The following is a 25,655-nucleotide window of genomic DNA, read 5'->3' as shown; positions in this document are numbered from 1 at the left end:
GGCGAGGCCGTCCCAACTCGCCTGTTATGCCTCGCACTTGCCGGTGCCTTCCTGCTGCGGTCCGCAACAGCCGCCGCCCGCCCGGTCAGCGCCGGACAAGGTGCGACTCCGACAACCGTTACGGCGCGGCCGGGGTGGCCGACCGGTCCACCGGCGCGCCGATGAGGCCGGATCTGAAGTTCCGTACCGGGAGCGTCACCAAGACCTTCACCGCGACCGTCGTCCCGCAACTCGTCGCGGAGCGCCGGCTGCGGGACACCTCCTACCCGCTGGCGCAGAGACCGCCATCGAGGGTTCCCATGTGCACGGCTACGCGGATGTCACGCCGCTGCTGCCGGACGCACCGGACGCGACCCGCTTCGACGTCACCGGGTTCAGCCCCTCCGAGGCAGGTGCGTCGGATGCCCTCGTCACGACCGCGGCGGACCTCACACGCTTCTATCGGGCCCTGCTGCGCGGGCGCCTCCTGCCCCCGCACCTGCTGCGCCGGATGCTCACCGACACCGTCCCCACGACCGGCAGTGCCCCGCCCGCCGTCGCCTACGGCCTGGGCATCTACGTCTACGCCACCGACTGCGGCCGTGCGTACGGCCACGGCGGCAGCTCACCCGGGTATCTGACGTTCACCCTCAACGACCGCGACGCGCGCCACCAGATCGTGGCCCACACCAACTGGAACTCGCTCGTCGACACCGAGATCGACGACGACTTCTGGGCTGCCTTCCAGCAGGGTTACTGCACCCGCCCTCGATGACCTCCTGCCCCGCCGCCCGACCCGTCGCGGCCCTGTGCTGCCACCAGCCGCCTGAGCCGGAAGTTCTCGTCGATGAGCTGGTGGTTCTCCACGACCAGGGCGCGGGACGCGCGCCGCAACTCGGCAGAGAGTTCCCGGGCCCAGGCCAACCGCTCTCTCAGGGCATCCGCCTGTGCTTCCGCCTCCGTCATGACGCGCGAGTATCCCGCTCGGGCTCCACCATGTCGGCTTCGCAGGCGTTGAGAGCCTGCCCCGGCCGGGCAAAGCTCGACTGTCTTGAAGGCAGTCATGAAAGCAGCTGCTGAAGCAGCCCCTCAGGCGGCCCGCGCCACGAGCCGCTCCGCCACGTCGACGGCGTCCGCCAGGCTGTCGACCACGGGCACTCCGGCGGCCTCCAGGCTCGTCCGGCTGTGCGAACCCCCGGTGTAGAGCACGGCCCGCGCCCCCACGTGCGCGGCGGCGACGGCGTCGTCCACGGCGTCACCGATCACGACGACCCGCGCGACATCCAGCTCGCCGGACTCGTCGAGCGCGGCCAGGTGACGCACCATCCGCTCGGCCTTGCCCGCGTGCGACTCGTCGGTCCGCCCGTCGATCCGTACGAAGTGGTCGTGGATGCCGTGCCTGCGCACGATCGGCACCAGGTGCTCGTGCGGGGCGAGCGAGAGCAGCGACTGGGTGCGTCCGTCGGCCCGGCGCGCGGCCAGCAGCTCGGATGCGCCCTCGGCGAGCGCGCAGGCGTCCGCCCGCGTCCAGTAGTGCTTGTGGAAGACGGCGTTCATGATCTGCCACTCGGCGTCGCTGGGGAGCCGTCCCATCAGCCGCTCGTAGAACCGGGGCACCGGCACGCAGTACAGGTCGCGGTACCGCTCCAGTGTGATCGGTTCGAGCCCGAGCTCCGCGAACGAGGCGTTCGTCGCGCCGATCACCGCATCGATGTCATGCAGCAGCGTCCCGTTCCAGTCCCACACGATATGCGCCCCGCGCAGCAGCTTCCCCATACGAAAACGCTACCCTCCCCCACCGACAACCACCCCGGCACGGGCCCACCGCACGCTCACAGAGCCTGTCTCCGGCCCCCGGAGCCTCCTCAGAGCAACCCGGGAATCTCCTGCGTCGCGAACCAGAGCAGCTCGTGGTCCTCGGCCCCGTCGACCACGAACCGCGCGTCGTCGTCGCCCTGGTCCGCCGCCCCCAGCGCCGCGGCCGCCGCCGTCACGTCCGGCTCCGCGTCCCCCGCGTCCACGTGCACCGCCGCCGCCTTGCCCAGCGGCAGTCCCTCGGAGATCCGCACCTCGCCGAGCGCTCCCTCGTCGAGCCCGCGGTCGGGGTCGGCCACGGCAGCCCCGTCGGGCACGTCGGCCGCGAGGACGACCCGCCGCCGCGCCGCTCCGGGGTCCCCGGCGATCAGCCGCAGCGACGCCTGCGCGGCCCGGTTCAGCGCCGCGTACTCGAGCTCCTCGATGTCGTCGGAGACGTACCACTCGCGCAGAGCGGGCGTCACGGCGTAGGCGACCAGCGGGCCGGGCCCCACTTCCCCCGCCTTGTACGCCTCGGCGAGCCGGGGCAGGGTCAGAGGAACGTAGACGCGCATGGCTGACCGCTTTCGTTCGTGTCCGCGACAGCGGACCTTCGTGGCCGTGGAAGACCTTCAGGATACGTGCGGGAGTCCCCCATCGAGCTCCCCCCACCGCCTCGGGCGGCGTCAGCGCACGTCCCGCCCTTCACCCGGCCCCGGCCAGGAACCGCAAGGCCGCCGCGGGCCCGCATCCCCCGGATAGGTGAACCCCGCCGCCGTCCGCACCCGGCCCGCGCACCCTTGCACCCGCAGCCCGTGCGCCCGTACAAGATCCCTCGACAAGAAGTTACTCCTCGGTACCGCACCCCGGTATCACCGGACTCCAGACGGAGGCACCCGTGCGCAAGGTGATGACAAGGCCCCGCCCCCGCCCGACCGCGTCCCGCCCGCCCGCGGGCCGCCCACCGGCCCGCAGGGACTCCCGCCGCCCCTCGGCACCCCGCCCCTCGGACCGCCGCCCCGGCACGATCCCCGCCCAGCCGCCCCCGCACCCCACCGAAGTCTTCGCGGAACGCCTCGTCCTCGTCCTCAGCGGCCAGCGCCCGATGCACTGGGTGGCCCGGTACGTCGCCAACACGGCCTTCGACGACCTGGCCCGCCTGGCGGAGCTCAGGCCCCTCTCCGCGAACGGCCACCGCCCCACGGTCCACCGGATCGGCCACTACCAGCCGCACCCCGAGACGTACGAGGTCTTCGCCCGCGTGGCGACGGGCCCGCGACTGCGCGCGCTGGCGTTCCGCCTGACCCTGGGCCCGGACCGCAGGTGGCGCTGCACGGCGGTGGAAACGGAACCGAGTCGCCTCTGACAGGGCACTTCTGACAGGGCACTTGAACCGCACCCGGCACGGCACGCCGAAGGGGCCGGGCACGCCGAAGGGGCCGAGCACGCCGAAGGGGCCGGACAGAAGTCCGGCCCCTCCAGTCACGTCACGTCACGGCGACGGCTCACGTCACAGCGACAGCTCACGTCGCAGCGACCTCACGTCAAAGCGACAGCGACAGCGCTACTTCTTGCGCCGCCTGCCGCCCTTCTGCGCCTTGCGCCGCTCCGCGCGGGTCATGCCGTCCGACTCGGACCGGGCGCCCTCGCCGTCCGTGGCGAAGTCGCCCTCGTCGACGCCACCCTCGGCGTTCGGCGCCTGGAAGTGCAGGCGGTCGGGCCGCTGCGGAGCCTCAAGGCCCTTGGCGTGGATCTCCGGACGGGAGGCGCCCGCGGGCACCGCGTCCTGCGTTCCGGCCTTGGTCAGCGAAGGCGCCGCGTCCTCGACGGGAACCTCCTCGACCTGCTGCTCGACCTGGACCTCCAGGTTGAACAGGTAGCCGACGGACTCTTCCTTGATGCCGTCCATCATGGCGTTGAACATGTCGAAGCCCTCGCGCTGGTACTCGACCAGCGGGTCCTTCTGCGCCATGGCGCGGAGGCCGATGCCCTCCTGGAGGTAGTCCATCTCGTAGAGGTGCTCGCGCCACTTGCGGTCGAGGACCGAGAGGACGACGCGCCGCTCCAGCTCACGCATGATGTCGGAGCCGAGCTGGCCCTCACGCGCCTCGTACTGCTGGTGGATGTCGTCCTTGATGGACTCGGAGATGAACTCGGCGGTGAGGCCCGCACGGTCGCCCGCGTCCTCCTCCAGCTCCTCGACGGTGACCTTGACGGGGTAGAGCTGCTTGAAGGCGCCCCACAGCCGGTCCAGGTCCCACTCCTCGGCGAAGCCCTCAGCGGTCTCGGCGGAGATGTACGCGTCGATGGTGTCGTCCATGAAGTGCGTGATCTGCTCCTGCAGATCCTCGCCCTCCAGGACGCGGCGACGCTCTCCGTAGATGACCTCGCGCTGGCGGTTGAGGACCTCGTCGTACTTGAGGACGTTCTTACGGGTCTCGAAGTTCTGCTGCTCGACCTGCGACTGCGCGGAGGCGATGGCACGGGTGACCATCTTGTTCTCGATCGGCACGTCGTCCGGCACGTTCGCCATGGCCATCACGCGCTCGACCATCTGCGCCTTGAACAGGCGCATCAGGTCGTCACCGAGCGAGAGGTAGAACCGGGACTCGCCCGGGTCGCCCTGACGGCCGGAACGACCGCGCAGCTGGTTGTCGATGCGGCGCGACTCGTGGCGCTCGGTGCCGAGGACGTAAAGCCCGCCCAGGTCCTTGACCTCCTCGAACTCCGCCTTCACGGAGCGCTCGGCCTTCTCCATGGCGGCGGGCAGCGCGGCGGCCCACTCCTCGACGTGCTCGACGGGGTCGAGACCACGCTGGCGCAGCTCCGCCTCCGCGAGGTCGTCGGGGTTGCCGCCGAGCTTGATGTCGGTGCCTCGTCCGGCCATGTTCGTGGCGACGGTGACGGCGCCCTTGCGGCCCGCCTGGGCGATGATCGGCGCCTCACGGTCGTGCTGCTTGGCGTTCAGCACCTCGTGCTGGACGCCGCGCTTGGAGAGCTGCTGCGAGAGGTACTCGGACTTCTCGACGGAGGTGGTGCCGACCAGGATCGGCTGGCCCTTCTCGTGCTTCTCCGCGATGTCGTCGACGACGGCGGCGAACTTCGCGACCTCGGTGCGGTAGATCAGGTCGGACTGGTCGGCGCGGACCATCGGCCGGTTCGTCGGGATCGGCACGACGCCCAGCTTGTAGATCTGGTGGAACTCGGCGGCCTCGGTCATGGCCGTACCGGTCATGCCGGAGAGGCCGCTGTCGTAACCCTCGCGCTTGTAGAGGCGGAAGAAGTTCTGGAGGGTGATGGTCGCAAGGGTCTGGTTCTCGTCCTTGATGTCCACCCCTTCCTTCGCCTCGATCGCCTGGTGCATGCCCTCGTTGTAGCGGCGGCCGGCGAGGATACGGCCGGTGTGCTCGTCGACGATCATGACTTCGCCGTCGATGACGACGTAGTCCTTGTCCTTCTTGAAGAGTTCCTTGGCCTTGATGGCGTTGTTGAGGTAACCCACCAGAGGCGTGTTCACCGACTCGTACAGATTGTCGATGCCGAGCCAGTCCTCGACCTTGGCGACGCCGGGCTCGTGGATGGCGACGGTGCGCTTCTTCTCGTCGACCTCGTAGTCCCCGGTCTCCTCGATGCCCTTGAGCTGGTTGCCGGGCTCACCCTTGGTGAGGCGGGTGACCAGCTTGGCGAAGTCGCCGTACCACTTGGTGGCCTGGTCGGCGGGGCCGGAGATGATCAGCGGCGTACGGGCCTCGTCGACGAGGATCGAGTCGACCTCGTCGACGATCGCGAAGTTGTGGCCGCGCTGCACGAGCTCCTCCTGCGACCACGCCATGTTGTCGCGGAGGTAGTCGAAGCCGAATTCGTTGTTCGTGCCGTACGTGATGTCGCACGCGTACTGCTCGCGGCGCTGGGCCGGGGTCATGTTGGCCAGGATGCAGCCGACCTCCAGGCCCAGGAACTTGTGGACGCGGCCCATCATTTCGGAGTCGCGCTCGGCCAGGTAGTCGTTGACCGTGATGAGGTGGACGCCCTTGCCGGAGAGGGCGTTCAGATACGCGGGGAGCGTGCCGACGAGGGTCTTGCCCTCACCGGTCTTCATCTCGGCGACAAAGCCCATGTGCAGCGCGGCGCCGCCCATCATCTGGACGTCGTAGTGACGCTGGCCCAGGACGCGCTTGGCGGCCTCACGGACGGTCGCGAAGGCCTCGGGCATCAGGTCGTCGAGCGTCTCGCCGTCGGCGTAACGCTCCTTGTACTCCTGGGTCAGCGCGCGCAGCTCGGCGTCGGAGAGGCTGACGAAGTCCTCTTCGATGGAGTTGACCTGGTCCGCGATGCGGTGCAGCTTGCGCAGGATCTTGCCTTCGCCTGCACGCATGATCTTTGAGAGGACGGACACGGGGGTTGGTCTCCTTGCCGGTCGGGCCTGGCATGGTCGGTTTTACTCGTCGGGCAACGGCCATCGTATGCGAGAGCCGGCCTGCGCCGGGAGGGCTGCCATGAGGTCAACGGGCGAGGAGCGCCGAAGGTGCCGGGTCACGCCCGTGAGTGCCCTGTGAATGGTGATCACGAAAGCCCGTAAACCGCTGGCCCCGAGGGCTCCGCCCCAGCAGAATCGATTGATGGAGCCCGTCACTCTCACCACCGAACGTCTGTTCCTGCGCGCCTTCACGCCCGAGGACATCGACGAGACCTACGCGGCCTGCCAGGACCCGGACATCCAGCGCTGGACGACCATTCCGTCGCCGTACGCGCGCGTGGACGCCGAGACGTTCATCCACCGCATCGTCCCGGACGACTGGCGCAACGACCTGGAGTACACGTTCGCCGTACGCCCCCTGGAGGGCGGCCCGCTGCTCGCCGCCGCCAGCCTGCACCACCCGCGCTCGGGCACCTGGGAGGTCGGCTACTGGACGGCCAAGGAGCACCGCGGCCGCGGCTACATGACGGAGGCCGTGCTCGGCCTCGCGCGCTGGGCCTTCACGGAGCTGCGCTGCACCCGTCTGGAGTGGCGTGCGGAGGTCGGCAACACCGGCTCGCGGGCCGTGGTGGAGAGGGCCGGTTTCCGGGTCGAGGGCACGCTCCGCGCGGGCCTGCTGAACAAGGGCACCCTGCGTGACTGCTGGATCGGCGCCCTGCTCCCCTCGGACCTCGACGTGCACTCGCCGCTGCCCTATCTGCCCGCGAGGAGCGTCTGAATCTGCCCGCGCGGAGCGTCTGCCGCTCGCCTGCGGGGAGCGTCTGACGCTTGCCTGCGGGGGCGCTGTCAGTGCCTCCCCCTATCGTTTCGACCATGACGAGCCTGCCGAGTCCCGCCACCGAACTCTCCGCCGACGAGGCCCGCCGCATCGTCCTGCGTGCCCAGGGTTTCCTGGGGGCCCCGGACCGCAGGTCCGGTGTGCGGGGCGTCCTGCGCCACCTCGGCGCGGTCCAGCTCGACACCATCTCGGTCCTGGCCCGCTCGCACGAACTCATTCCGTACGCGCGCCTGGGCGCCGTGGGCCGCGACACCGTGGAGGCGGCGTACTGGACGCAGGAGCACGCCTTTGAATACTGGTCGCACGCCGCGTGCATCCTCCCCATCGAGGAGTGGCCGCACTTCGCCTTCCGCCGCCGCGCCTACCGCACCCGCCCGCACTGGCACCACGACCTTTCCAGCGGTGCGTACGAGCAGGTCATCAAGCAGCTGCGCACCGAAGGACCGCTCACCGCCACGGAGTTGGGCGGCGCGAAGAACAAGGGCGAGTGGTGGGACTGGTCCGAGTCGAAGATCGCGGTCGAGCGGGCGCTGATGTACGGCGAGGTGGTGTGCACGGAGCGCCGCTCCTGGAAGCGGGTGTACGACCTGGCCGAGCGCGCCGTCCCCGACACACTGCTCCACGACGACCTGACCGACGCGGAGTGCCTGCGCCGCCTGGTCCGCCTGGCCGGTGAGGCGCTGGGCGTCGGGACGCGCGCGGACATCGCCGACTACCACCGCCTCAAGGGCGAGCAGTTCGACGCGGTGGTCGCCGATTCGGGCCTGGTGCCGGTGACAGTGCGGGGCTGGGCCAAGCAGGCCTGGGCGGACCCGAAGGCCCTGGAGACGACGCCCCGCGGCCGGCACCGCACGACGCTCCTGTCCCCCTTCGACTCGCTGGTCTGGGAGCGGGCGCGCACGGAGCGGATCTTCGGTTTCACGCACCGCCTGGAGGCGTATGTGCCCAAGCCGAAGCGGATCCACGGCTATTTCGCGATGCCGCTGCTCGCGGGCGGCAGGCTCCTGGGCCGGGTCGACCCCGCGCGCGAGGGCCGCACGCTGGTGGCCAGGCAGGTCTCGCTGGACGGCCCGAAGGCGGTCGCCCCGATGGCCCAGGCGCTGCTCGAAGCGGCGTCCTGGGTCGGCTGCGACTCGGTGCGGGTGGAGCGGGTGGACCGCCCGGAGCTGACGGCAGCGCTGACCGCCGCGGTCGGCTAGCGGCCGGTTCAACCGGTCGGCCCGTTCAAGCGGTCAGCCCGTTCAACCGGTCATCGGATCTCGAGGATCTTCTCCCGCATCGCGTAGACGACGGCCTCCATCCTGGAGTGCAGCTGCAGCTTCTCCAGGATGTTGCGCACGTGGTTCTTCACGGTGTTCTCGGAGATGAACAGCTCCTTGGCGATGTCGCGGTTGTTCATCCCCGTGGCGACCAGCTTCAGGACTTCCAGCTCACGGTCGGTCAACCGCGGCGCGGGCACCAGTCTGCGCTCGTCGGTGCGCTGGATCATCGACTTGAACTCGGTGAGCAGCTTGGACGCCATCGAGGGGCTGATCTGCGACTGCCCGTCGGCCACCGCACGGATCGCCGTGGCCACCTCGTCCGTGGAGATCTCCTTGAGGAGATAGCCGGTCGCGCCCGCCTTGATCGCGTCGTAGAGGTCGGCCTCCTCGTCGCTGATCGTCAGCATGATGATCTTGGCGCTGGGCGCCACCTCCTTGATGGAGGTGCACGCCTCGATGCCGCCGCGCTTGGGCATCCGTACGTCCATGAGCACGATGTCGGGCAGCAGATCGGCGGCCTTGTCCACCGCCTCGGCGCCGTCGCCCGCCTCTCCGACCACCTGGATGTCCTCCTCGGCGGCGAGGACGATCTCCAGGCCCCGGCGGAAGAGGGCGTGGTCATCCACCACAAGGACCCTGATGGGCTCCTTGCGTGGGGCGCCCGCGTCCGTGCCGATGCCGATGCCGTCCCCGGCACCCTCGTGACGCATCGGTCCGAAGCTGTCCGCCATCGTTCCTCCCCCATGAAGGCCGCGGCCTGTTGTGCCTCTGCTGCGCCAACCCCAGGCGACAGCACACCGGTTGACCGGCCCGCCCATGCTTTCATGCCCAGCGCCGGTGCGGTGCGCGCACTGGGCGCACGGTGGTGCCCCTGGGGGCGCACAGGCGCTCCAGGGGCACGACCTCGGCTGTCATGGGGGCAGTGGGTCAGCCGCCGAGGGCTCCGCCGCCACCGGCGGACTCGGCCTTGGCGACCATGGGGTCGGTGTTGAGCCGGATGACGCCGTAGTCATAGGCGTGCCGTCGGTAGACGACGCTCGGTTCCTTGGACTCGGAGTCGACGAACAGATAGAAGTCGTGTCCGACCAGTTCCATCTCGTAGAGCGCCTGGTCGAGTGACATGGGGGCCGCGACGTGCGTCTTCTCCCGGACCACGAGCGGACCTTCGCCCTGGATCTCCAGGGAGCCGATCTTCTTGACCGGCACGCCGTCGGGCTCTTCGTCGCGTGCGATGGAGCCGTCCCCGTTGAGGGTTGCGGCGTCCGGGACACGCTCGGCGACTTCGGCGGCGGAGAGCCTGCCGTTGCCTCGCCGGTTGTGGCGCTTCTCGTGTTCCTTGCGCAGTCGCGCGTCGAGCTTGGCCGTGGCCAGGTCCAGCGCCGCGTACGGATCGGCTGCCGAGGCCTCCGCGCGGATTACGGGCCCGCGCGAGCGGAGGGTGATCTCCACACGGTCGGAACGGTCGGCCTGACGCGGATTGGTTTCCTTGGACACCTCGACGTCGAGGCTGATCACCTTGCCGTCGAGCTTCTGGATCTTGTCCAGCTTCAGCTTCTCGGCCACGTGCTTGCGGAACCGCTCGGGTACCTCGGTCTTGCGGCCCTTGACGACGATGTCCACGCAGAACTCCGTTCCCGGATCGCTCCGCTTCGGCGGCGGAGCATCTCCCTTTTGCACCAGACCCCGGTGACTCCCGGAGCCTCGGACTCGGTGACTTCCACCTCCTCCTCCCCCGTGGGCAAGATCTCCACCCCACCGGCCGGGGTGATTGCGAAAAACCCGCAGGCCGGCATTCCGATATGCGAGGGACGGCGTCCGCCATTCCTCACAACCGAACATATCTCGCCCGGAGGGAAGTCGTCACCCTCTACTGCCGCGTACCTCCATTCAGGTGTATTGACCCTCTCATCACCTGCAACGATGCAAGTTCTCAGTCAGTTCCGGTTTATTACGAAGGAATCCGGTGACGCAGCGACAACGGCTGCACAGATCGCGTTCTCACCGCCCAATACCGGGCTTCGTACGGCCCCCGTTCCCCGTTCTCGTCCGTTCACCCCGTGTGTCTGTGCCGACTGTGCCGGTGACTCCGCACGCGTCTCCACTCCCGCTCTCTCTTCCGTGCCTAAGGCACGTAATGCCCGGGCGGCCTCCGCCAGAGAGGCACCGGTGGTCATGAGGTCATCCACGACCACGACCTGGCCACCTCCCCCGAGCAGCCGCCCACTCCCCGCGGCCACCTCGAGGGCACCCGCCAGATTGGCCTGCCGCTGCCGGGAGTCGAGCCCCGACTGATCGGCCACCGCGCGCCGTTGACGGAGCACCGCGAGCACCCGCGCCGGGATTCCCGCCCGCCGCAGCTCCGCCGCCGCGGCGAACGCGATCCGCCGCACCGGGTCATGCCCGCGCGCCCGCACAGCGGCCCGCGCCGAGGGCACAGGAACGAGCGACAACGGCATCACGCGCCCCTGTGGACCACCCTGTGTGCCGCGTACCCACGATCGTGGTGACTTATCACCCTCGGCCCTGGTTCGGTCCGGCAGACCGGCATACACGGCTTCGGCCAACGCCGACCCCAGCGGCCCCGCCAGCCCCAGGGCGCCCCGCTCCTTGTGCGCGAGCAGGACGGCCCGCACAGCGTCCTCGTACGGAGCGACGGCATGCACGACCGGCAGCCCGGCCGGCTCCGGCACCGGCCGCACCCGGCGCGGCACGGCCCCGCACAGAACGCCGCGGCACCGGTCGCAGAGCGCCGCCCGAGGCACCCCGCAGCCCGCGCACTCGGCCGGCAACACCAGGTCGGTGAGGTCCTGCCACCAGCCCCGCATGCCCACCACCCCCGCATGCCCACCACTGTGCCAAGGCCGCGGCGGCGCGGCCACCCCTGTGGATAACCCCGGACACCCCCTGTGGACAACTACGCGCCGGACCTCACCCCGGGCCTCACCCGGGCCTCACCCGGGACCTCAGCCGGGACGTCCTCACCCGGGACCTCAGCCGGGACGTCCTCACCCGGGATAGACCGGAGCCATCCCTTCCTTCACCACCGTCTGCCACTGCGACCCCGTCGGCAGCCGCACGATCCCGTCGTCCGAGTGCGCCACCAGCGGCTGCCGCTCGTCATCGGACGCCGCGATCTTCTCGACTCCCGTCAGGCCGGGCAACGCGGTGCCCGGCAGCACCGAACCGTCGCTCTGCACGTACCGGATCTGCTGCACCCCGCCGGTCTCCCGCCCGACCACCACGAGACGGCTACCGCCCGCCCACGACATGGCCGTGACCTCTTCCATCTGCGGCGCCACGGGAGTGGGGTCGAGGACCGAGATGGCGGGCCGCTCCCCCTTGCCCGCGCTCCGCTCGGCCCTGCCGATCCACAGGGACTTCTTGTCGCCCTTCTTCACGAGCAGGGCGATGCGCACGCCGTCGCCCGACACCCGCACTTCCTGAACGCGCCCGTCCAGAGCGGGGATCTCGATCTCGACCGGATCGCCCTTGCCCTGCTCCAGCCAGAGCAGACGCGGCCGCTTCGGGTCACGGTCGGCCACCCACAGGTTGCCCCGGCCGTCCCAACTGGGCGTCGAGAGGCGGTTCTCCTCCGACGTGGCCTTGCTGCGCAGATGCGCCTTGCCGAGCGGGTCGTCCGAGAGCAGCGACCCCGTGTACAGCGACTTGCCGTCGAGCGACACCCCGGCCGCACGCTGCTCGTCGCGCGAGACCGCCGCCGAACGCAGCGGCTGGTCGCCGGTGCCGAGGGCGCCCGTCACCGGTTCCGGGTCCACCGCGCTCCCGGCGTTGGCCGACATCCGGACCAGCCGGTGCTTCTCGTCGATGAAGTACTGGTAGTCGGGGCGGTCCGCACTGCGGTGCGCCGCGACGGTCTCCGCCCGGTCCTGACTCAGGACACAGAGCATCGAACCGTTGGAACGCTGCAACGTCACCTGCTCGACCCCTGAAGGCGTCAAGTCCTGCAGGGTGAAGAGCAGTTGCGCCGCCATCTCCTTGCACTTGGTCTGCCCGGCGTCGTCGGACCGGCTGTTCAGCTGCACGGTCAGCCTGTTCTGGTCGTCCAGAGTCAGCGATTTGTCGGGGTCCTTGAGCGCCGTACCGCTCGGGAAGCTCGAATTCACCACGAGACCGAGCCAGTTGGTCGGCCCCTCAAGGAGTGTCCTGACCGTCTCCGTCAGCGGGTCGATGCGCTGGCGGATGTACACGGGGTCGGCGACGAGCCCCGTCCGGCCGCTCACGCCCGCCCCCGCGGGCCCGGCGAAGTAGTACTTGTTGACGGGCCGGTAGATCCGCTGGAAGTCCGACTCACCGAGCACCACGCCCGTGGGCGGCTTGTCGATGCGCCACTCGTTCCCGCCAGGACCGCCCTCCTGGCTGAGGTGCACGGACTGGCTGTACGTCGCGTCCTCGGGGCGGTACGCGTGCTGCTCGTCCACCCTCGCGACCTGTCGGCCGGTCAGTGCGTAGCGTCGGCTGCCCTCGGCGTCGTTCCCCGCGTTGCCCGCGTCGGTGTTCGGGCCGTCCGCGAGCACCGTCGTGGACTGCTCGGGGTGCCACGCGCGCGACGCCTTCTTGCTCAGATACTTGCGCGCCATCGCGAACTTCGGGTCATCGCTGGTCAGCGCCTCCAGGAAGCCCTGCACGATCTCCACGGGGCGGGCGCCCTCACGCGGCGGCATCGCGTAGACCCGGACCTGGGACTGCGAGTCGGGGCGCTGCGAGGTGTCGACGGACTTCAGATTCCCGCTGTCGGGCATCGAGGCGCACCCGGCGAGGAGCACTCCGCAGCCGCCGAGCAGCAGTCCGCTGCGCAGCGCCCGCCTGCGGCCCGCACGGCGGCCGCGCCCGGCACGGTCAGCGACCACGAGTGCTCTCCTCTTCCCTGTCCGAACCAGCACCGCCTGAACCAGCCCCGCCTGAACCAGCACCGGCCGAACCAGCACTCGCTCCGTCGCCCGCCGACTCCTCGCCCGACGGCTCATCGCCGTCCACCGGCCTGCGCGGCACGACCCGCGACCCGCTGCCGGGCAGCGCCGTCGGGTCCACGGGACCGGTCTGCAAGAGCCGCGGCGGTATGGGCCCCCTCGCCGGTACGGGCGGCGACGCGCTCTCGGAGTCCGCCGCGGCCGCCTGCGCGGGAACCGTGGCCAGCTTGTTCGCGCCCCCGAGGGGCAGTCCCGCGTCGTTCAGCCCGCGGTGGCGCCGCGAGTCGTCCGGCTCCAGCGGTATCGGCGAGCCCCGCAGCGGCTCGTCCGCCGTCCTCGGCAACGTGAGCCTGAACTGCGAACCCCCGCCCGGCTCGCCCCAGGCCTGCAACCAGCCGCCGTGCAGCCGCGCGTCCTCAAGAGCGATGGAGAGCCCGAGCCCCGTCCCACCGGTGGTACGCGCGCGTGCCGGGTCCGCCCGCCAGAAGCGGCTGAACACCCGGGTCGCCTCGCCGGGCTTCAGGCCCACTCCGTAGTCCCGTACCGCCACGGCGACCGCACCGCCCGCGGCGGCGAGCCGCACCACGACGTCCTTGCCCTCACCGTGCTCCACGGCGTTGACGACGAGGTTGCGCAGCACCCGCTCCACCCGGCGGGCGTCGGCCTCGGCGACCACGGGCTGCTGGTCCCCGACGACCCGTATGTGCGTGCCCTTGCGTTCGGCGAGCATCTCGGCGCCGCCGACGACCCTGCGTACGACCTCCCGGAGGTCTATCGCCTCCGCCTCGAGTGCCGCCGCCCTCGCGTCGAACCTGCTGATCTCCAGCAGATCGGCGAGCAGCGACTCGAACCGGTCCAACTGGTCGGCGAGCAGCTCGGCCGACCGCGCGGTCACCGGATCGAAGTCCACCCGCGCCTCATGAATGACATCGGCGGCCATCCGCACCGTCGTCAACGGCGTCCGCAGCTCGTGCGAGACGTCCGACACGAACCGCCGCTGCATCCTGGACAACTCCTCCAGCTGCTGGATCTTCAGCTGCAGGTTCTGCGCCATCTTGTTGAAGGCCTCACCGAGCCGTGCGATGTCGTCCTCTCCGGTGACCTTCATACGTTCCTGAAGGCGCCCGGCGGAGAGCCGCTCGGCAATGCCTGCGGCCATCCGGACGGGCGTGACGACCTGGCGCACCACGAGCCAGGCGATGGCCCCGAGAAGCACCACGACGAAGAGCCCGGCGGTCGCGAGGGTCGTCCTGACGAGATTCAGCGACTCCTCCTCCTGCGTCAGCGGGAAGAGGTAGTACAGCTGGTACGGATCGCCGTTGAGGTCGTTCAGCCGCTTGCCGATCACCAGACCGGACTGCGGCTCACGACCGTCGTCGTAGATGACGCGCGTATTGGCCTGGTAGACGCCCGTGCCGTTGTCGACCTGGCGGCGCAGTTCCTCGGGCACGCTGACGATCGGCTCGACGCCGCCCGAGGCCCGCGAGCCCCGTACGCTTCCGGAGTCGCCCGCGGAGGTGGGGCTCAGCGTCACGACGGCGAACGCGTTCTGCCCACCGCTGGAGAGCTGCTCGACGAGGTCGGACATCCACACGGCGGCATTGCGCCCGTCGGCCGTACTGCCGTCCTGGCCCTGCCCCTGACCGGCGCTCTGCCGCGCGGCGTTGACACTGTCCTGCGCGGCCCTGAAGCCGCCGTCGGCCTGGCTCTGCGAGGCCTTCACCTTGGCCTTGAGCAGGCCGTTGTTCACCGAGCTCATGACGGCGAAGCCGAGCATGAGCACCACGCCGAGCGACATCAGCAGGGTCGTCGCGACGACCTTCAGCTGGATGTTGCGCCGCCACAGCCGCAGCGCGGGCAGCAGCGGACGGCGCACCCAGCGCACGAAGAGCCGCAGCACGGGGCTGCCCTGAACCCCGCCCTGCAGCAGCAGCCCGCCGTCGGCGAGCCGCCCGAACCGGGACGCGCCCCACGCCGGTCCAGTCCGCCCCGAGCGAGCCCTCTGACTCCCGGGCGCCGGGGAAGAACTGTCCCGGGACACGTCAGCTCGGTCCGGCCTTGTAACCGACGCCACGGACGGTCACCACGATCTCCGGCCGCTCCGGGTCGCGCTCGACCTTCGACCGGAGCCGCTGTACGTGCACGTTCACCAGGCGGGTGTCCGCCGCGTGCCGATAGCCCCAGACCTGCTCGAGCAGCACCTCACGCGTGAACACCTGCCACGGCTTGCGCGCCAGCGCGACCAGCAGGTCGAACTCCAGCGGCGTCAGCGCGATCGACTGCCCGTCCCGCTTGACGGAGTGCCCGGCCACGTCGATGACCAGGTCACCTATGGCCAGCTGCTCCGGCGCGGGCTCCTCCGACCTCCGCAGCCGCGCCCGGATCCGGGCCACGAGCTCCTTCGGCTTGAACGGCTTGACGATGTAGTCATCCGCCCCGGACTCCAGACCGACCACCACATCCACGGTGTCGCTCTTAGCCGTGAGCATGACGATCGGCACTCCGGACTCCGCCCTGATCAGACGGCACACCTCGATCCCGTCACGGCCCGGCAGCATCAAATCGAGCAGCACAAGATCAGGCTTGGCCTCCCGGAAAGCGGCCAGCGCCTTGTCGCCATCAGCTACGAACGACGGCTCAAAACCTTCACCACGCAGCACAATCCCGAGCATCTCGGCCAGTGCGGTGTCGTCGTCGACGACAAGGACTCGTCCCTTCATGCCTGACATCATCCCATTCTCGTAACAGTGACTGGGCTGCTGGTGAGGCAGGTCACTGGCCTGTGACGATAGTCGTATGAGGCCATTACTGTCTGCGGCGGTCCGTGGCTGTTGATGTCAGCAACGGATGTCAGCTCCCCACCCAAGCATGCAGTCATGCGGAGCGGGGAGGGTGAGCCGCGAACTGAGCCGGGGCCCGTGCTGCTCAGGCCGGACCGCATCCCTGCCGTCCGCCCGACCTCCACTCCCCAGCCCACCCACCTACCCCAGCTCCCATCCCGTCTGCCGTCGACCCACACACCGTGGAGCGGGCGTGGTTCAGGGCGTCAAGGTGGAGCGCGCCACTGTACGAACGACCTTGACGCCCTGGGCCGCGTCCGCTCGACTCTGCCTGGGTCGATGGCAGACGGGATGGGAGCTCCCCACGCTCACCCCATTCGGTCGGCACTCGCAAGCGGCGCCCCCTCCATCCCGGTGCCGCTTGCGCCCCCGCCGGAGGCATGTCCCTGACCGGGGCCCTGTTCGTCAGGTGCTCGCCTTATGGCCCCGGGCTCTATCCATGTGGGGGCGGGCGTCGGCGCAGCCGGGGCGGAGCGGGCCGAAGGCAGGAGCGGCGCCCCGAGCGGAGCCGGGAGCCCGCCCAGCGGAGCGGAGCGCAGCCGGGTGCCTTGATGAGGTAGAGAAACTTGATGAGGTAGAGAAACTTGTAACAGCTCATGGCCGGTATCGGGCTTGGGACTGATGGATCCTCCGTGGTCGTCTGGGCGAAGGGCTTACGACTTGGGAGTGGGATGGCTTCTTTGCACGGGGACTTGGCGCTGAATCGTCCGGGTGATGCGGTGCGGAGGAAGATCCGGGATCTGCAACCGAATGCCCTGATGCGGTGGCTCGGTCGCTGGTATCGCGGCTCAGAGGTCTGGTCCTGGGCGAATGGACTGGTGGGGGAGCGCGTGACCGGGCGCAAGCTGGACAGACTGAAACGTCGCGGCTGGTTCGTGTTACATGCCGTCCAGTGGGCGAGCGGCTCCGACATCGACCACCTGGTGATCGGACCCGCCGGGGTCTTCACCATCAACTCGAAGCGCCACAAGGGGAAATCCGTCTGGTACGGGGATCGTGCGATCACGGTCAACGGGTCCCCAACTCGGCACATTGGCATCAGTCAGGCTGAGGCACGTCGTGTCGCACGGGTGTTGTCCCAAGCCTGCGGATTCCCCGTCTCCGTCCGGCCGACGATCTCAGTCGTGGACGCGGCCAAGGTCACCGTCAAAGGCGCCGCTCCGCCGGTGCTGGTGCTGCCTGTGAAGGACTTGAGCAGGGCACTGACTGGCCTGTCGCCGGTACTTCCACCAGGCCAGGCCGCGAGGATCTACGAGATTGCTCGTGACCCTCGGACTTGGACCTGATCGCGGTATCTGCGCTGGCTCAGCCCAGGGCATCGGTGCGCTCCGCCAGCGCCCGCAAGTCGTTGGAAACCGCGCGTCCGGCCACGAGGATCAGTTCCCTGATCACGTCACGAGCTGCGATGTGTGTGCGGATCATCTCCGGCGCCAACTCCTCCGCCGCGAGCAGGCAGCCCAAGGCATCTCCGAAGTGACGCCGTTGAGCGTGAGCCCGTCCGAGGTCCATCAGGAGTCGTGCCCGGCGCTCCACAGAGAGGCCGCTGGCATCGAGGCTCTCGCCGATGTCGAGGGCTTCGCCAGCGTCTCCGAGGTCGACGGCTGTGGATACGGCCTGGATCTCGACGTTCGTGGGCCCGAACTCCAAGTTGAAGTCGTTCCGGTCTTCTCCGAGCCGGGTGGCAACCTCCCGGGCTTTATTGATCTGCGCGCGCGCAGTCGTACGCTCTCCGGCCCGCGCATGGATGAGCGCAAGCATCAGGTGGAGTGATCCCAGCACAGAGAGGTGTTGCGGCGTCGGCTCGTGATCCGTCACGTACCGCTGAAGTGCGTTAACCGCCATGGTCGTTGCATGCTCGGCCTGATCGAGGTGCTTGAGCCGCACGAAGGCGTGGGCCAGGCGGTAGATACCGGCGAAGACCCCGAGCGGCTCGCCGGACAGCTCGGCTTCGGCGTCTGACGGTGTACTACCCGGCGTTCTTGTTGGTCTGCCTGCTGGGCCTGTGGCGTGCGGAGGTGTGCGGTTTGCGGTGGGTGGACATCGACTTGGAGAACCGGGTCGTCTGGATCGAGCAGCAACGGCAGCGAACGAGCGCTGGCACAGTTGACGTGGATCTCAAGTCCGAGACGTCGAAGGCTCCGCTGCCGCTCCCCGCTCAGTGCATCGCACCGCTTCGGTGGACTCGGATGCGCACGGCGTGGCTGCGGGAGCGCGCGATTGGTCGGGGCCGCGCCTGGTTCGACGACCCGGAAGATCACGTGTTCGTCACACGAACCGGGCGGCCCCTTCTCGCAGAGAACCTCTACCTGACCTTGAAACGGGTCATCAAGGCAGAAGAGCTCGGCAGGATGAACCTCAAGGGGCTCCGCAAGTCCTGCGGCACGCTCCTGGTGCACCTCAAGGCGCACCCTCGGGTCATCAAGGCGATTCTGCGGCATAGCCGGATCGCGACCACCCTCGACATCTACGCTGAGGCTCTGGACCCAGACGTCATCGAGGCAGTTGCCCAGCTCGACCGGCTGTTGCGACAGCCAGCGCGCATCCGACAGTTGGAGGCTGCGCACACGGCCCCGGAGACCGACTGATGTAGGACTTGGATGTCACGGCCCCTCTCCCTGCGAATCGCCGCAGGTGGAGGGGCCCTTCTCGTCGATCAGGCCGACAACATCCCATTAGCTAATCGTTACCTGGCGTGACCTGGCACATAGCTCGGCAAGGCCCTCTGCTGTCACAGGTGACAGAACGCCCTCTTCCGTGACAATCGCCGTCACCAACTCGGGCGGCGTCACGTCGAATGCGGGGTTGTACGCCTGGGTCCCGAGGGGTGCCACCGGTATACCGCCTCCCGCTTCCATCCCGATCACCGGCACATACGGTGCCGTGACCTCCGTCACTTCATGACTGCCTCGCTGCTCGACCTCGATGGCCGCCCCGTTCGGTGTCCTCGGGTCCACGGTGGTCACCGGAGCCACCACGATGAACGGCACATGGTGATACCGCGCCAGCACAGCGAGCGGATAGCTCCCCACCTTGTTCGCCACCGAACCGTCGGCCGCGATGCGGTCGGCACCGATCAGCACGGCATCCACCTCACCCGCCGCGAACAGCGAACCCGCCGCGTTGTCCGTAAGCAAGGTGTACGCCATTCCGCTCCGCGCCGCCTCGTACGCGGTGAGCCTGGCCCCCTGCAGCAGCGGCCTCGTCTCGTCCACCCACAGCCTGCGCAGACTCCCCTGCCGGTGCGCCTTGAGCGCCACCGCGAACGCCGTGCCCTCCCCTCCGGAGACCAGCGCCCCCGTATTGCAGTGCGTCAGGATCCGGTGCCCGCCGCCGGGCAACAGCTCGTCGAGCAGGGCCAGGCCGTGAGCCGCCATCCGGCCGCTGGCCTCGGCGTCCTCGGCGTGCAGGGCCCGCGCCGCGTCGAGCGCGGCACCGGCCGCCGTGCGGGCGTCGGCACCGTCCGCGGCCGCCGCGCGATACGCGGCCTGGGCCCGTCGTGCGCCGTACGCGAGATTGACCGCGGTGGGCCGCGCCCCCGCCAGGGAGTCCGCCGCCACGTCCACGTCGAAGCCGCGGGCGGCGGCGAGCGCGACGCCGTACGCCCCCGCGATGCCCAGCAGCGGCGCCCCTCGCACCGCGAGCGTCCTGATCGCCTCCACGAGAGCCGGTGCGTCGGTGCACACCAGCTCGATCTCCTCGCCCGGCAGCCTGGTCTGGTCGAGCAGGACGACCACAGGGCCCTCGGGCGGGTCGTCCCATCGGATCGCGGGAACCGTCGGGATTCCGGTCGGCCGGTTGTCCTCGCTGGATTGCGCGTACTGATCAGCCATCCGCCCAGTCTGCCCCGTACCCCGCGGACAATTGAAGGTGTACAGCCGCTACGGCGCCCGGTCACCTCGAGGGCCCACCGTGACACGATGGCTGCCAACCTGCCGCCGCACCCGCGGACGGGCACCTTGAAGGAGCGACGATGAACGACACTCCGGGCTGGGCCTCGCCCGGATCTGCCCCCTCCGACGGACAGGACTCCGGCAGGCCGGACGCCGAAGGGCCCGCGGACGCCGGCCGGCAGGACGGCCCGCCCAAGTGGTCCAAGGAGCAGCCGCCGCCCGCCCAGTGGTCCCCGCCCAGCAACCCCGGCCCGGGCGCCACCCCGCCTCCGCCGCCCCCTCCGCCCGGCCAGGGCGGCGGCTGGGGCAACCAGCCCCCGGGCCCCGGTGGCTACCGCGGCTGGGGCGCCTGGCAGGGACCGCCGCCCGCGGCCAAGCCCGGCGTCATCCCGCTCCGCCCGCTCGGCGTCGGTGAGATCCTCGACGGCGCGGTGTCGACCATGCGCGCCCACTGGCGCACGGTCCTCGGCATCTCGCTGACCGTCGCCGTGCTCACGGAGATCGTCGTCGTCCTCCTCCAGGGACTCGTCCTCAACGAGTCCGTCGACACCGAAGCCCTCGACGACCCGAGCGCGACCGTCGGAGAACTGACCCGCGCCATGGGCGACACGATGCTGAGCTCCGGAGTGGTCCTCGCGATCACCCTGCTCGGCACGATCGTCGCGACGGCCCTCCTCACCATGGTCACCAGTCGCGCCGTGCTCGGTAAGCCGGTGACCACCACGGAGGCCTGGCGGGACTCCCGCCCCCAGCTCGCCAAGCTGTTCGGTCTGACCCTGCTCATTCCGCTCATCGGCGCCGCGATCATCACCGTCGGCATCCTGCCCGGCCTGCTGATCGCGCTGGCGGGCCCGTCCGACGCCGGCGCGACCCTCGCCGTACTCGGCGGTCTCGCCGCGGCCGTCGCCGCCCTCTGGATCGTGGTCCGCCTCTCGCTCGCCTCCCCGGCCCTCATGCTGGAGAAGCAGGGCATCAAGAAGTCCCTGACCCGCTCCGCCAAGCTGGTCCACGGCTCCTGGTGGCGGGTCTTCGGCATCCAGCTGCTCGCCGCGATCATCGCCAACGTCGTGGCGTCGATCATCGTCATCCCGTTCACGTTCCTCGCCGGGGCGGTCAGCGGCGACGGCGTCACCGGCTTCCTCGACAGCACCGGGGAACTGGGCTGGACCTTCCTGATCGTCAGCGGCGTCGGCTCGGTCATCGGCTCCATGCTGACGTTCCCGATCACGGCCGGCGTCACCGTGCTCCTCTACATCGACCAGCGCATCCGGCGCGAGGCCCTCGACCTCGAACTCGCCCGCGCCGCAGGCCTCCCCGGCCACACTCCCCACGCACCCGGCTCCTCGGGGAGCTGATGCGGTGACCGCGGCGGGGGCAGTACGCAGGGGGCTCGGAGCCGCACCGCTCCTGCCGCACACCGGCGACGACCCACCGGTGACGATCCCGCGCGACCCCGCGCGGGAGGCCGCCGAGCGCGAACTGTCCAAGCCGATGTACCACGAGAACGACCCCAGCCTCTTCCAGCGGGCCCTGAACCGCTTCTGGGGCTGGGTCGACGACCTGTTCTCCGCCGCCTCGGGGGCCACCCCGGGCGGCGCACTCGGGCTCCTGGTCATCGTCCTGGCCGTCGTACTCGTGATCGTCGCCCTCTGGTGGCGCCTGGGCACCCCGCACCGCGCCGCCGCCTCCGAAGCCCACGCCCTCTTCGACGACCGCCCCCGCAGCGCCGCCGAACACCGCGCCGCCTCCGAAGTCCACGCCGGCAGGGCCCACTGGAACCAGGCCGTGCAGGAACGCATGCGCGCCGTCGTCCGCGCCCTGGAGGAACGCGCGCTCCTCGACCCCCGCCCCGGCCGCACAGCCGACGAAGCCGCAGCGGAGGCGGGCCGCACCCTCCCCTCCCACACCGACCGACTCCGCGCCGCCGCCCACGCGTTCGACGACGTCACGTACGGCGGCCGCACCGCGGACCAAGCCACGTACCTCCGCCTGGCCGAGCTCGACCACGACCTGCGGCGCACCAAGCCGGTCCTGACCAGCACCGCCCACACCACGCCGAGCAACAGGTCCCAGCCGAGCAACAGCTCCCAGGGGAACGCCGAATGACCGGCCCAAGCCCCGCCACGGAGCCGCCCGCGGCCTCGACGTCGATCACCCCCACGCCCCGCCAGCTCTGGACCCGCTCCCGGGGCATCGTCCTCGCCGTGGTCGTCCTCCTCGTGGCCGCCGTCGCCATCGCCGCCGTCCGCTCCAGCGCCCAGCACGGCCGCCTCGACCCGCGCTCCGCCGACAGCCGGGGCAGCCGAGCCGTCGCCGAACTCCTCGCCGACCAGGGCGTGTCCACCCGCGTCGTCACCAGCACCGAAGAGGCCAGGGCCGCGGCCGGTCCCGACACGACCCTCCTCGTGGCCGACCCCGACCTGCTCACCGGAGGCCAGCGCTCCCGCCTCCACTCGGCCACCGAGAACTCCGGCGGCCGCACCATCCTCGTCACCCCGGGCACCCGCTCGATCGGTGACCTCGCCCCCGGGGTCACCGCCGAGCCCACCACCAGCGCCGACTCCACCCTCTCCGCAGGCTGCGCCCTCCCGGCGGCCCGCCGCGCAGGCAGCGCCGACCTGGGCGGCATCCGCTACGACACCCTCGCTCCGGACGCCGAGGCCTGCTACCTCAGCGACGGACTCCCCAGCCTTCTGCATCTCCCCGCCCCCCACGGAAAGGGCGACACCGTCGTCCTCGGCGCCCCCGACATCCTCTACAACGACCGACTCGACGAGCAGGGCAACGCCTCACTCGCCCTCCAACTCCTCGGCTCCCCCCCCCACTTGGTCTGGTACCTCCCCTCACCTGCCGACGACCGGGCCGCGACCGACTCCGAACGCCGCAGCTTCTTCGACCTGATCCCCTCCGGCTGGCTCTGGGGCACCCTGCAACTCGCCGTCGCCGCCGTACTCGCCGCCCTGTGGCGCGCCCGCCGCCTCGGCCCCCTCGTCGCCGAACGCCTCCCCGTCGCCATCCGCGCCTCCGAAGCCGTGGAAGGCCGCGCCCGCCTCTACCGCAAGGTCAACGCCCGCGACCGCGCAGCCGCAGCTCTACGCACCGCAGGCCGCACCCGCCTCGCCCCCCTCGTCGGCGTCTCCCCCGGCCGGGCACACACACCCGAGACCTTGCTCCCCGCCCTGACGGCCCGTCTCCGCACCCCCGGCCAAGAACTGCACCCCCTCCTCTTCGGACCACCTCCCGGCAACGACGCAGCACTCATCGCCCTCGCCGACCAACTCGACGCCCTCGAAAGAGAGGTACGCCACTCATGATGGACCCGACCACTGACAACGGGCCCACCGGAGAGCCCCGCGACTCACGCGCTTCCCTCGAAGCCCTGCGCGCCGAGATCTCCAAGGCCGTGGTCGGCCAGGACCCCGCCGTCACCGGCCTCGTCGTCGCCCTCCTCTGCCGCGGCCATGTCCTGCTCGAAGGAGTCCCCGGGGTGGCCAAAACGCTGCTCGTCCGCGCCCTCTCCGCGAGCCTCGAACTCGACACCAAGCGCGTCCAGTTCACCCCCGACCTGATGCCGAGCGACATCACCGGCTCCCTCGTCTACGACGCCCGCACCACGGAGTTCTCCTTCCAGCCCGGCCCCGTCTTCACCAACCTCCTCCTGGCCGACGAGATCAACCGGACCCCGCCCAAGACCCAGTCCTCGCTCCTCGAAGCGATGGAAGAACGCCAGGTCACCGTCGACGGCACCCCGCGCCCCCTCCCCGAACCCTTCCTGGTCGCCGCCACGCAGAACCCCGTCGAGTACGAGGGGACGTACCCCCTCCCCGAAGCCCAGCTCGACCGCTTCCTGCTCAAACTGACGGTCCCCCTCCCCTCCCGCGAGGACGAGATCGACGTGCTCACCCGACACGCGCAAGGCTTCAACCCGCGCGACCTGCGCGCCGCCGGCGTACGCCCCGTGGCGGGCCCTGCAGACCTCGAAGCCGCCAGGGCCGCCGTCGCCAAGACCTCCATCTCCCCCGAGATCACCGCGTACGTGGTGGACCTGTGCCGCGCCACCCGCGACTCCCCGTCCCTCACCCTCGGCGTCTCCCCTCGAGGCGCCACGGCCCTGCTCTCCACGGCCCGCGCCTGGGCCTGGCTCACCGGCCGCGACTACGTCATCCCCGACGACGTCAAAGCCCTGGCACTCCCCACCCTCCGCCACCGGATCCAGCTCCGCCCGGAGGCCGAGATGGAGGGCGTCACCGCCGACTCCGTCATCAACGCGATCCTCGCCCACGTCCCGGTCCCCCGCTGATGGCACTCACCGGCCGCACCGCCCTCCTGGCAGCCCTCGGCACACTCCCCGTGGGCCTATGGGACCCCAGCTGGACCGGCATCCTCGCCGTCAACACCCCGCTGGCCCTGGCCTGTGCCTGCGACTTCGCCCTGGCCGCTCCCGTACGCCGCCTCGGCCTGACCCGCACCGGCGACACCACGGTCCGCCTCGGCGAGACCGCCGACGTCGAGCTCACGGTCACCAACCCCTCCCGCCACCCCCTGCGCGCGGAGCTCCGCGACGCCTGGCCCCCGAGCAGCTGGCAGTCCGGCACCGAAGTCACCGCGTCCCGCCACCGCTCGACCGTCCCGGCCGGCGAGCGCCGCCGCTTCACGACCCGACTGCGCCCCACGCGCCGGGGCGACCACCGGGCCGACCGCGTCACCATCCGCTCGTACGGCCCCCTGGGCCTCTTCACCCGACAGGGCAGCCACCAAGTCCCCTGGACCCTGCGCGTCCTGCCACCCTTCGCCAGCCGGAAGCACCTGCCCTCCAAGCTGGCCCGCCTTCGCGAACTCGACGGCCGCACCAGCGTGCTCACACGAGGCCAGGGCACCGAGTTCGACAGCCTCCGCGACTACGTTCCCGGGGACGACACCCGCTCCATCGACTGGCGCGCCACCGCCCGCCAGTCCAGCGTCGCGATCCGCACCTGGCGCCCGGAACGCGACCGTCACATCCTCCTGGTGCTCGACACCGGCCGCGCCTCGACGCCTCCATGGACGCCGCCCTGCTCCTCGCCGCCCTCGCTTCCCGCGCCGGCGACCGCGTGGATCTGCTCGCCTACGACCGTCGAGTGCGCGCCCTGGTCCAGGGCCGGTCAGCAGGCGACGTCCTCCCGTCCGTGGTCAACGCTCTGGCCACATTGGAGCCGGAACTCGTCGAAACAGATGCCCGGGGCCTCACCTCGACGGCCCTGCGAACCGCTCCGCGCAGTTCCCTGATCGTGCTCCTCACCAGCCTCGACGCGGCCCCCATCGAAGAGGGCCTGCTCCCCGTACTCTCCCGCCTCACCCAGCGCCACAAGGTCCTGGTCGCCTCGGTGGCCGATCCTCACATCGACAAGATGGCGAACTCCCGCGGAACCACAGAAGCGGTCTACGACGCCGCGGCGGCCGCGCAGGCCCAGTCGGAACGCCACCGCACAGCCGAACAGCTCAGGCGCCGAGGCGTCACCGTCGTGGACGCCACCCCGCATGACCTCGCGCCCGCTCTGGCAGACGCATACCTTTCCCTCAAGGCCGCAGGACGCCTCTGAATTCAGCCCGGCCAATAATGCAGGCCCCTACCTGCCCCTAGAACGCAGAAAACCCCCGCACCATAAGGTGCGGGGGTTTCCCGATCAAAATTAGTTCGGCGGCGTCCTACTCTCCCACAGGGTCCCCC

22 protein-coding genes and 2 pseudogenes are annotated in these 25,655 nt (G+C 70.3%); 12 read left to right on the top strand and 12 right to left on the bottom strand.

What is annotated here, in order from left to right:
* Window positions 1–26: 26 nt before the first annotated feature.
* Window positions 27–191, top strand: a pseudogene (locus ABZ953_RS16940) (hypothetical protein); the annotation flags it as partial.
* Between the two features lie 110 nt (window positions 192–301).
* Window positions 302–754, top strand: a complete 453-nt coding sequence (locus ABZ953_RS16935) for a serine hydrolase domain-containing protein (protein ID WP_361723640.1) — start codon at window positions 302–304, stop codon at window positions 752–754.
* Here the strand turns inward: ABZ953_RS16935 and ABZ953_RS16930 are convergent.
* From ABZ953_RS16930 to ABZ953_RS16920, 3 genes are all read right to left on the bottom strand, one after another.
* Window positions 733–945: a hypothetical protein gene (locus ABZ953_RS16930; RefSeq protein ID WP_361723637.1), complete on the bottom strand. Its 213-nt coding sequence runs from the start codon at window positions 943–945 to the stop codon at window positions 733–735. The two genes, ABZ953_RS16935 and ABZ953_RS16930, sit on opposite strands and share 22 nt — an antisense overlap.
* A 123-nt stretch (window positions 946–1,068) precedes the next feature.
* On the bottom strand, window positions 1,069–1,755 hold the full coding sequence (locus tag ABZ953_RS16925) for an HAD family hydrolase (RefSeq protein WP_361723634.1): 687 nt from the start codon (window positions 1,753–1,755) through the stop codon (window positions 1,069–1,071).
* An 89-nt stretch (window positions 1,756–1,844) separates the two neighbouring features.
* Window positions 1,845–2,348 carry a hypothetical protein gene (locus ABZ953_RS16920; protein ID WP_361723631.1) on the bottom strand — a complete coding sequence of 168 codons (504 nt, stop codon included), beginning with the start codon at window positions 2,346–2,348 and terminating at the stop codon, window positions 1,845–1,847.
* Between the two features lie 323 nt (window positions 2,349–2,671).
* On the opposite strand from ABZ953_RS16920, the gene ABZ953_RS16915 reads away from it, so the two are divergent.
* Window positions 2,672–3,139: an Rv3235 family protein gene (locus ABZ953_RS16915; RefSeq protein ID WP_361723628.1), complete on the top strand. Its 468-nt coding sequence runs from the start codon at window positions 2,672–2,674 to the stop codon at window positions 3,137–3,139.
* Between the two features lie 198 nt (window positions 3,140–3,337).
* On the opposite strand, the gene secA is transcribed toward ABZ953_RS16915, so the two are convergent.
* On the bottom strand, window positions 3,338–6,169 hold the full coding sequence (secA, locus tag ABZ953_RS16910; protein ID WP_361723625.1) for a preprotein translocase subunit SecA: 2,832 nt from the start codon (window positions 6,167–6,169) through the stop codon (window positions 3,338–3,340).
* Between the two features lie 223 nt (window positions 6,170–6,392).
* Between secA and ABZ953_RS16905 the strand changes: the two genes are divergently transcribed.
* Together ABZ953_RS16905 and ABZ953_RS16900 are read left to right on the top strand one after the other, a co-directional pair.
* The gene (locus tag ABZ953_RS16905; protein ID WP_361723622.1) at window positions 6,393–6,968 is read left to right on the top strand and encodes a GNAT family N-acetyltransferase; all 576 of its coding nucleotides are present in this window, start codon (window positions 6,393–6,395) and stop codon (window positions 6,966–6,968) included.
* A gap of 95 nt (window positions 6,969–7,063) precedes the next feature.
* The gene (locus ABZ953_RS16900; protein ID WP_361723619.1) at window positions 7,064–8,227 is read left to right on the top strand and encodes a crosslink repair DNA glycosylase YcaQ family protein; all 1,164 of its coding nucleotides are present in this window, start codon (window positions 7,064–7,066) and stop codon (window positions 8,225–8,227) included.
* A gap of 50 nt (window positions 8,228–8,277) precedes the next feature.
* Here the strand turns inward: ABZ953_RS16900 and ABZ953_RS16895 are convergent, their stop codons facing one another.
* From ABZ953_RS16895 to mtrA, 6 genes are all read right to left on the bottom strand, one after another.
* Entirely contained in the window at window positions 8,278–9,021 is a 744-nt protein-coding gene (locus tag ABZ953_RS16895) for a response regulator transcription factor (RefSeq protein WP_055568536.1), read from the bottom strand.
* A gap of 196 nt (window positions 9,022–9,217) precedes the next feature.
* Complete coding sequence (raiA, locus tag ABZ953_RS16890) at window positions 9,218–9,967, bottom strand: ribosome-associated translation inhibitor RaiA (protein WP_361723615.1); 750 nt, start codon at window positions 9,965–9,967, stop codon at window positions 9,218–9,220.
* Window positions 9,968–10,224: 257 nt separating this feature from the next.
* Window positions 10,225–11,115, bottom strand: coding sequence for a ComF family protein (locus ABZ953_RS16885; protein WP_361723612.1), 891 nt, complete (start codon window positions 11,113–11,115; stop codon window positions 10,225–10,227).
* Between the two features lie 180 nt (window positions 11,116–11,295).
* Window positions 11,296–13,050: an LpqB family beta-propeller domain-containing protein gene (locus ABZ953_RS16880; RefSeq protein WP_361724332.1), complete on the bottom strand. Its 1,755-nt coding sequence runs from the start codon at window positions 13,048–13,050 to the stop codon at window positions 11,296–11,298.
* A gap of 97 nt (window positions 13,051–13,147) precedes the next feature.
* Window positions 13,148–15,259 (bottom strand): MtrAB system histidine kinase MtrB, encoded by a 2,112-nt coding sequence (gene mtrB / locus ABZ953_RS16875; protein ID WP_361723609.1) that lies wholly within the window; start codon window positions 15,257–15,259, stop codon window positions 13,148–13,150.
* Window position 15,260: 1 nt separating this feature from the next.
* Window positions 15,261–15,950 (bottom strand): two-component system response regulator MtrA, encoded by a 690-nt coding sequence (gene mtrA / locus ABZ953_RS16870; protein WP_189176211.1) that lies wholly within the window; start codon window positions 15,948–15,950, stop codon window positions 15,261–15,263.
* A 779-nt stretch (window positions 15,951–16,729) separates the two neighbouring features.
* Between mtrA and ABZ953_RS16865 the strand changes: the two genes are divergently transcribed.
* The gene (locus tag ABZ953_RS16865; protein WP_361723605.1) at window positions 16,730–17,344 is read left to right on the top strand and encodes a nuclease-related domain-containing protein; all 615 of its coding nucleotides are present in this window, start codon (window positions 16,730–16,732) and stop codon (window positions 17,342–17,344) included.
* A 19-nt stretch (window positions 17,345–17,363) separates the two neighbouring features.
* Here the strand turns inward: ABZ953_RS16865 and ABZ953_RS16860 are convergent, their stop codons facing one another.
* A complete protein-coding gene (locus tag ABZ953_RS16860) occupies window positions 17,364–17,900 on the bottom strand; it encodes a transcriptional regulator (protein WP_361723602.1) in 537 nt (178 codons plus the stop codon).
* Between the two features lie 119 nt (window positions 17,901–18,019).
* Here ABZ953_RS16860 and ABZ953_RS16855 point away from each other — a divergent pair, with 119 nt between their 5' ends.
* Complete coding sequence (locus ABZ953_RS16855) at window positions 18,020–18,643, top strand: tyrosine-type recombinase/integrase (protein WP_361723599.1); 624 nt, start codon at window positions 18,020–18,022, stop codon at window positions 18,641–18,643.
* An 87-nt stretch (window positions 18,644–18,730) separates the two neighbouring features.
* Here the strand turns inward: ABZ953_RS16855 and mtnA are convergent, their stop codons facing one another.
* Complete coding sequence (gene mtnA / locus ABZ953_RS16850) at window positions 18,731–19,888, bottom strand: S-methyl-5-thioribose-1-phosphate isomerase (RefSeq protein WP_361723596.1); 1,158 nt, start codon at window positions 19,886–19,888, stop codon at window positions 18,731–18,733.
* 140 nt (window positions 19,889–20,028) lie between these two features.
* Here mtnA and ABZ953_RS16845 point away from each other — a divergent pair, with 140 nt between their 5' ends.
* From ABZ953_RS16845 to ABZ953_RS16825, 5 genes and pseudogenes are all read left to right on the top strand, one after another.
* On the top strand, window positions 20,029–21,303 hold the full coding sequence (locus tag ABZ953_RS16845; RefSeq protein ID WP_361723593.1) for a glycerophosphoryl diester phosphodiesterase membrane domain-containing protein: 1,275 nt from the start codon (window positions 20,029–20,031) through the stop codon (window positions 21,301–21,303).
* Between the two features lie 52 nt (window positions 21,304–21,355).
* The gene (locus ABZ953_RS16840) at window positions 21,356–22,054 is read left to right on the top strand and encodes a DUF4129 domain-containing protein (protein WP_361724329.1); all 699 of its coding nucleotides are present in this window, start codon (window positions 21,356–21,358) and stop codon (window positions 22,052–22,054) included.
* Window positions 22,051–23,262, top strand: a complete 1,212-nt coding sequence (locus ABZ953_RS16835) for a DUF4350 domain-containing protein (protein ID WP_361723590.1) — start codon at window positions 22,051–22,053, stop codon at window positions 23,260–23,262. The genes ABZ953_RS16840 and ABZ953_RS16835 overlap by 4 nt, the downstream gene beginning before the upstream one ends.
* Complete coding sequence (locus tag ABZ953_RS16830) at window positions 23,262–24,248, top strand: MoxR family ATPase (RefSeq protein ID WP_361723588.1); 987 nt, start codon at window positions 23,262–23,264, stop codon at window positions 24,246–24,248. The genes ABZ953_RS16835 and ABZ953_RS16830 overlap by 1 nt, the downstream gene beginning before the upstream one ends.
* Window positions 24,248–25,527, top strand: a pseudogene (locus ABZ953_RS16825) (DUF58 domain-containing protein). Before ABZ953_RS16830 ends, ABZ953_RS16825 begins: the two are co-directional and overlap by 1 nt.
* Window positions 25,528–25,655 lie beyond the last annotated feature (128 nt).

The sequence above is a fragment of the Streptomyces sp. NPDC046465 genome, from assembly GCF_040646035.1.
Taxonomy (GTDB): Bacteria; Actinomycetota; Actinomycetes; order Streptomycetales; family Streptomycetaceae; genus Streptomyces.
Note: the sequence above shows the minus strand (reverse complement) of the source record. Positions and strands in the feature narration are given on the sequence as shown.